At 69.0% G+C, this 6,555-nt stretch carries 7 protein-coding genes; 2 read left to right on the top strand and 5 right to left on the bottom strand.

Translation table 11 applies throughout. The features are described from left to right. On the top strand, nucleotides 1-1,119 hold a 1,119-nt coding region (locus WBB14_RS20040; protein ID WP_424241384.1), incomplete at its 5' end, for a class I adenylate-forming enzyme family protein. Between the two features lie 33 nt (nucleotides 1,120-1,152). Here the strand turns inward: WBB14_RS20040 and WBB14_RS20035 are convergent. Continuing rightward, nucleotides 1,153-2,124: a tripartite tricarboxylate transporter substrate binding protein gene (locus WBB14_RS20035; RefSeq protein WP_424241383.1), complete on the bottom strand. Its 972-nt coding sequence runs from the start codon at nucleotides 2,122-2,124 to the stop codon at nucleotides 1,153-1,155. A 60-nt stretch (nucleotides 2,125-2,184) separates the two neighbouring features. Further along, the gene (locus WBB14_RS20030; RefSeq protein ID WP_424241382.1) at nucleotides 2,185-3,054 is read right to left on the bottom strand and encodes a fumarylacetoacetate hydrolase family protein; all 870 of its coding nucleotides are present in this window, start codon (nucleotides 3,052-3,054) and stop codon (nucleotides 2,185-2,187) included. A gap of 188 nt (nucleotides 3,055-3,242) precedes the next feature. On the opposite strand from WBB14_RS20030, the gene WBB14_RS20025 reads away from it, so the two are divergent. Further along, nucleotides 3,243-3,911, top strand: coding sequence for a FadR/GntR family transcriptional regulator (locus WBB14_RS20025; protein WP_424241381.1), 669 nt, complete (start codon nucleotides 3,243-3,245; stop codon nucleotides 3,909-3,911). A gap of 90 nt (nucleotides 3,912-4,001) precedes the next feature. Here the strand turns inward: WBB14_RS20025 and WBB14_RS20020 are convergent, their stop codons facing one another. From WBB14_RS20020 to WBB14_RS20010, 3 genes are all read right to left on the bottom strand, one after another. Continuing rightward, complete coding sequence (locus tag WBB14_RS20020) at nucleotides 4,002-4,892, bottom strand: GntR family transcriptional regulator (RefSeq protein WP_424241380.1); 891 nt, start codon at nucleotides 4,890-4,892, stop codon at nucleotides 4,002-4,004. Nucleotides 4,893-4,897: 5 nt separating this feature from the next. Further along, entirely contained in the window at nucleotides 4,898-5,950 is a 1,053-nt protein-coding gene (gene pdxA / locus WBB14_RS20015; protein WP_424241379.1) for a 4-hydroxythreonine-4-phosphate dehydrogenase PdxA, read from the bottom strand. Beyond that, a partial coding sequence (locus WBB14_RS20010; protein ID WP_424241378.1) for a nucleotide-binding domain containing protein occupies nucleotides 5,947-6,555 on the bottom strand: 609 nt, incomplete at its 5' end. The genes WBB14_RS20010 and pdxA, both read right to left, overlap by 4 nt.

Here is a 6,555-nt window from a genome sequence, read left to right as displayed (position 1 = left end):
GAACGCCTGCTGGACGCAGCCGACGCGAGGCAAGGCCCGCTGGATTGGACGGGCGGCGACGAGGCCGCGCCCGGCGACGCCGGCCTGCTGCTGTTCACCTCCGGCAGCACCGGCAATCCCAAGGGCGTGCTGCTGAGCCACCGAGGGTTGGCGAACAATGCGCGCGGCGTGCTGGCGCATACCGGCTTGACGCCGGACGACCGGCTCTTGCACGTGATGCCGCTGCATCACACCAATGCGCTCAACAACCAGATCTTTGCGCCGCTGCTGGCAGGCGCCTGCGTGGCGCTGGCGGGGCGTTTCCGGGCGGACGACATGCCGGGATTGCTGCGCGCGTTCCGGCCCAGCATCATTACCGGCGTGCCGACCATGTACGCGCGCATGCTGGAATTGCAGTTCGACCCCGCAAGCCTGGCGGCGTTGCGCTTTGCGCGCTGCGGCTCGGCGCCGATTACCGAAGCCCTGCACCAGCGCATCGAGGCCTTCCTGGGCTGCCCGCTGGTGGTGTCCTACGGCCTGTCGGAAGCCACCTGCACCTCCACCATGAATCCGCCCGCCGCGCGCCGCATGGGCTCGGTGGGCACGGTGCTGGCCGGCCAGAGCGTGACCTTGCGCCTGCCGGACGGCGCCGAGGTCGCGCCGGGCGGCGAAGGCGAGATCTGCATCGCGGGCGACAGCCTGATGCTGGGCTATGTGGGCGTGGACAGCGCCGACGCCAGCGCGCCGCAGTTGCTGCATACGGGCGATCTGGGACGGTTCGACCAGCAGGGGTATCTGAGCATCACCGGCCGCATCAAGGACGTGATCATCCGCGGCGGCGAGAACATCTCGCCGGCGCTGATCGAGGGCGTGGTGACGGGCCTGCCGGGCGTGGCCGCCTGCTGCGTGGTGGGCGCGCCCGACGAGGACCTGGGGGAAGTGCCCGTGATCTTCGTGCAACGCGCGGCCGACGCCGCGCCGGATGCGGCCGGCATACTGGCCGAGGTGCTGGCGCGCCTGGGCCGGATCTACGTGCCGCGCGAGGTGTTGTGGGTCGAGCGCCTGCCCGAGAACGCGGTGGGCAAGGTCGACCGCAAGGCGCTGGCGCGCCAGTTGGCGCCCGCATCCTTGCGTCTGTAAGCGAGCGGGACGCGCACGCCCCGCGGCTTGCGGCTATTCGACCTTGCCGATCCGGTTGACCGCCACTTCCAGCGAGGCCGAATCCTTCTTCCAGTATTCGTCGAAGGCTGGCGCGTCCAGGTATTGCACGGGACTGCCGGTGCCGGCGATGCGGGCCTGGACCTCTGGGTTGTTGGCGATGTCCTTGACGGTCTGGCGCAGCTTGTCGATGACGGCCGGCGGCGTGCCGGCCAGGGCGAACACGCCGGACCACTGCACGAAGCTGATGTCATAGCCCTGCGACTTGAAGGACGGCACGTCGGGCAGGCTGTCGAGCTTGCCGTCGCCCCAGTGCGCCAGCGCCTTGACGCGCCCCGCCTGGATCAGCTGCATGACGCTGGACGGGCCGGTGGCCAGGGCATCGACCTGGCCGCCCACCAGGGCCTGCACCGCAGGGCCGGCGCCCGTGAAAGGCACGTGCATCATCTTGATTCCTGCCGCGTTCTGCAGCATCTCCATAGGCACGTGCATGGTGCCGTAGATGCCGGAAGAGCCGTAGCTGAACTTGCCCGACTGCTTTTTGGCCGCGTCGACGAATTCCCGCAAGGTCTTGTACGGGGCGTCCGCGCGCACCACCAGCACGGTGGGATCGGCGGTGATGCGCGCAATGGGTACGAACTGGTCCAGCTGATAGGCCGGCTTGCGTTCCAGCAGGTGGTCGGCCGCGGGCAGGATGGAAATGGACGACAGGCTCATCAGCAGCGTGTAGCCGTCCGGCTTGGCGCGCCCGGCCTGGCCGATGCCGATGGCGCCGCCCGCGCCGCCCTTGTTCTCGATGACGACGGCCTGGCCCAGCTTGTCGCCCATGGCCTGGGCCAGCGGCCGCGCGATCGTGTCGGCGACGCCGCCGGGCGGGAAGGGCACCACCATGGTCACGGGGCGTTCAGGGTAGCCGGCAGCTATCGCGTTGGCGGTTCCCAGCCATAGCAAGGCGGCCGCGGCCGCCCGGTAGCAACGCAGATTCATGTCTCACTCCTTGTGCTTTTACCGTCGAGCCGCCCCATGTTCAGTTCCGGGGCTCTGCGCTCAGACGAAGCGGTTTTCTATGTGGCCGATGCCGTCGATCTCCACCCGCACCACGTCGCCGTTCTTGAGGAACTGCGGCGGGTTCAGGCCCTGGCCCACGCCGGCCGGCGTGCCGGTGGCGATGACGTCGCCCGGATACAGGGTGATGCCGCGCGAGCAGGTTTCGATCAGCGTGGGGATGTCGAAGATCAGGTCTTCGGTGTTGCCGTCCTGGCGCAGTTCGCCGTTGACCCAGCAGCGCACGCGGGTCTTCTGGCCGTCCAGCTCGTCGGCCGTCACCAGCCAGGGACCCATGGGGCAGAAAGTGTCGAAGGACTTGCCCAGGTCCCATTGCTGGTGGCGCATCTGCACGTCGCGCGCGGTGACGTCGTTGACCACCGTATAGGCGATGACGTGGCTCATGGCCTCGGCGCGGGAAATATTGCGGCCGCCCTTGCCGATCACCACCGCCAGTTCGGCTTCGTAGTCGATCTTGTCGGAGACGCCCACGGGCAGTAGCACGTCGGCCCAGGGGCCGACCACCGTCTGCGGAACCTTGGTGAACACGATGGGCCAGGATTCGGGATTGGCGTCGTTGTCCTTGAAGACGGAGTCGCGCAATTCCTTGGCGTGGGCGTGGTAGTTGCGCCCCACGCAGAACAGGTTGCGCCGCTGCGCCGGCAGGGGCGCTTCATGTTCCACCTGGTCCCAGCGGTAGGACGAGCCGATCTTGCCCGGCAAGGCGCGGCCTTCGGCCAGCCATTCCACGGCCGTCAGCGCGCCGGCCGCCGCGAGTTCGCGCGGGAAGTCCAGGGCGGTCACGCTGCCGCCGTCGTCGGAAACCACGCCGATGCGGCGCTCGCCGTTGATCCGGAATACTGCAATTTTCATGCTTGCTCCCTGGGCGGTTCAGATCGCCCGTGTTTAATACCAAAAAGTACCAATATGTATATTTTCAGGCCCAATTTCGAGAAAGAATATACCAAAAGAACCAATAGTCCTATCTGAATTAATAGTTTTTCAGGCATTTATTGGTCTGGATTGGTATCATCTGGCCGCTAGCTATTTTGGAAAGGTCCATGGACAAAGCTTCCGCCCTGCGCGCGGTCATCATCGAGAATCTGCAATCCGGCGCCTGGCCCGCCGGCCATCGCCTGCCCACGGAACGCGCCCTGGGCGAGCAGTTCGGCATCAGCCGCTCAACGGTGCGCCGCACCCTGGCGGAATTGAAGAGCGAAGGCCTGATCTCGCAGCGGGTGGGCAGCGGCACCTATGCCAATCCCCCTTCGGCCCTGGCGCAGGCTGAAGGGCTGTTACGCGCCGAGGTGCTGTCCACCAGTCCGGCCGAATTGATGGCGGCGCGGCTGGTGCTGGAGCCGGCCATCGCGGCGTTGGTGGTGCAGCATGGCAGCCCGGCCGATTTCGCAGCCATGCAGGACGCCTGTGCGCGGGCAGAGGCCGCCGACAGCTTCGAAGCGTTCGAGATCTGGGACGCCAGGCTGCACGAGTTGATGGCCAGCGCCACGCACAATCTCTTCATTGAAAAGGTGTTCGCGCTGATGACCGCGGCGCGCTCCCAAGCGACCTGGGGCGCCTTGAAGCGCAAGAGCCTGACGCCCGAGCGGCGCGCGTCCTATCAAGTGGAGCATCGTGAGATCGTTGACGCGCTGTACGACCGCGACGCCGAGCGCGCCATGGAGGCCGTGCGCAGGCATCTGCTGCACGTCAGGGAAAACTTGCTGGGATAGGGATAGCCGCGGCTACAGGCCCGGAGAATCGCGGCGCGGTGGCTGCCGGGTACATGCTCGGCGCCAGGCCGGCGGGCGCGGGATGGCGCTTCAGCGCTGCGCGCGCAGCCTGGCCAGTTCGGCGGATAGTTCGGCCACCAGGTCTTGGGCGCGCGCCAGCGGGTCGTGTTCCTCTGCCGCGGATTCGGCGGGCGGGGCGGGGGATTGCAGCCGGGGCTGCACGCTTTCATGGCCCATGCTGACGTCCACGTCGAACACCAGTTGTTCGGCCCGGTGCCAGGTCGTGAACCATTCCAGCGGCCGGCCATGCTGGTCCATGCCCTGGCCCTGCAGCATCAGCAGAGGCGTACCGGTTTGCGTGTCCAGCAGTTGCGCCAGCGCCTGGTCGGCGGCTACCGCCCGGATCTGATTGCGCCCGGCGCCGGGACGCAGGCCGAAGCGCCGCGTCAGCACGCCGTGCAAGGAAGCGTCGGTCAGATCGTCGGCGCGCAGGCCGGGCACGGCGTCAACCGGCAGCCAGGTGCGCACGTAGGCCAGCGGCGCGTCGGCCACATGGCGCAGGCGTTCCAGCATCAGCAATTGGGTGGTGCCGAAGAAGGCCGCCACGTCGCCGGGCGGCTCGGCGCGAGTGAAGGCCAGCACGCGGGTCTGCAAGGCCACGCCGGACTGCGCGAATTGCTCGTACAGGCCGGTGGAGCGCTGCACCAGCCGGCGGTGTTCCTGGGGCGCGGCGACGCTGGCGGGGCGTCCGGTTTCGCGTTGGATCAGGCCTTCGGTGGCCAGGGCCGCCAGCGCCTGGCGCACCACGCTGCGCGCCACGCCAAAGCGATCGCACAAGGCTGCCTCGCTGGGCAGCACGGCGCCGGCCGCGAGCTTGTTCGTGCGGATATATCCGCGCAGCAGGGTCGCCACCTGGGCGTGCAGCGGGATGTCGCCGGAGCGGTCAAGTACGGGCAATGCGTCGTGCGTGGCGGGCGCCATGGGAATCAACCTCCAGTTTGTGCCCGCGCAGTTTCCCACACATGCGTCCAGCCCGGGGCCAGATGCGCGGCGCGCTCGGCGGCCAGGATCAGGCTGTCCTCGCGGGCGATGCCGCGTCCGGCGATGTCGAAGGCGGTGCCGTGGTCCACGGACACGCGCACGACCGGCAGGCCCACCGTGATGTTCACGCCATCGTCGCCGTAGACCGCCTTGAAGGGCGCGTGGCCCTGGTCGTGGTAACAGGCGATCACGAACTTCCACTTGCCGCGCACGGCTTGCGGGAACAGCGCGTCGGCCGGGATCGGGCCGGCGGCAAGGATGCCCGCGGCATTCGCTTCGGCCACGGCGGGCGCCAGGATGTCGGCGTCCTCGCTGCCGAAGATGCCGTTTTCGCCTGCATGCGGATTCAGGCCCGACACCGCCACCGGCTGGTCGCCGCGGCCCAGTGCCTGGGCGAACGAACCGGCCAGGCGCAGCACCGCGCGCATGCGCGCCGGAGTCAGGTCTTCGATGGCCTGGCGCAGCGACACGTGGGTGGTGGCGTGGAAAATGTAGAGATCGCCGGCCGACAGCACCAGCGAGAAGGTCTTGACGCCGAACTCGTGCGCCAGCAGCTCGGTGTGGCCAGGCCACTTGTGGCCGGCGGCATGCATGGCGGCTTTGTTCAGCGGGGCGGTGACGATGCCGTCGACTTCGCCGGCGCGCGCCAGGGCGCAGGCCGTGGTGACGAAGCGCACCGAGCCATCGCCCGCGTCGGCGCTGATCTCGCCCAGCTTCACATGGGCCAGCGACGGGCCGGCCTGCAGCACCTCGATGGTGCCGGGGGTGTTGCTGCAGTCGGCCGCGCGGTCCAGTTTGCGCACGATGGCGGGATCGCCGCCCAGGCTGCGCACCGCGTTGGCCATCACGTCCACGTCGCCGACCACCAGCAGGCGGGCCTTCTGGCGCAGTTCGTCATGGCCCATCAGCATCTTGGCCGTGATTTCCGGCCCGATGCCCGCCACGTCGCCCAGGGTTACGGCCAGCAGGGGCAGTTTGCCCGGTTGGGGTTGTGTCATCGCTTGAATCTCCTATCGCGGATCGCGCGCACCGCGCGAACCAGTACATCTTCGGTGCCAAAGCCGCCGGCCTTGGTCACCACGGGCAGGCCGGCGGCCGTGCCTCCGGTCAGCGTGCCCAGGGGCACGCCGCCCATCACTTCGTCCACCAGCGCAACGCCGCGGGCGCCCAGCGCCACCAGCACGCTGCGCGCGCCGTCGCCGCCGGTGGCGACCACGCCGGCTGCATTCGCGCTGGCAATCAATTGCGCGGCCAGGCTGCCCAGGCGCGCGGCGACGCTCTCGGAATCCAGGCCGTCCAGTTGGCCTTCCGGCGCCAGCAGCAACACCGTGCCGGCTTGCGCCGGGGCCAGCGCGTGCGCCTGCAGCAGCGGCTGGCTCCAGGCCTGCCATGCGGCGTCGTCTGCCAACTGGGCCAGCGAGGGCGTCCAGGTGTCGGCGCCCGAGGCTTGCAGCGCGGCGGCTTGCGCCCGCGCCGCGCTGTGCTGGGACGTCACCACCACCACCACGGGCGCGGTCTGGTCGGCACCGGCCCAGACCCGCGCCAGCGGCACGGCCAGGCCGCCCGCGCCCACGGGCAGGGCGTGCACGCCCAGCAGGCCGAT

Source organism: Achromobacter sp., from assembly GCF_049647645.1.
Taxonomy (GTDB): Bacteria; Pseudomonadota; Gammaproteobacteria; order Burkholderiales; family Burkholderiaceae_B; genus Achromobacter.
The sequence above is the reverse complement of the archived record's forward strand: the minus strand, read 5'-3'. Positions and strand labels throughout refer to the sequence as shown.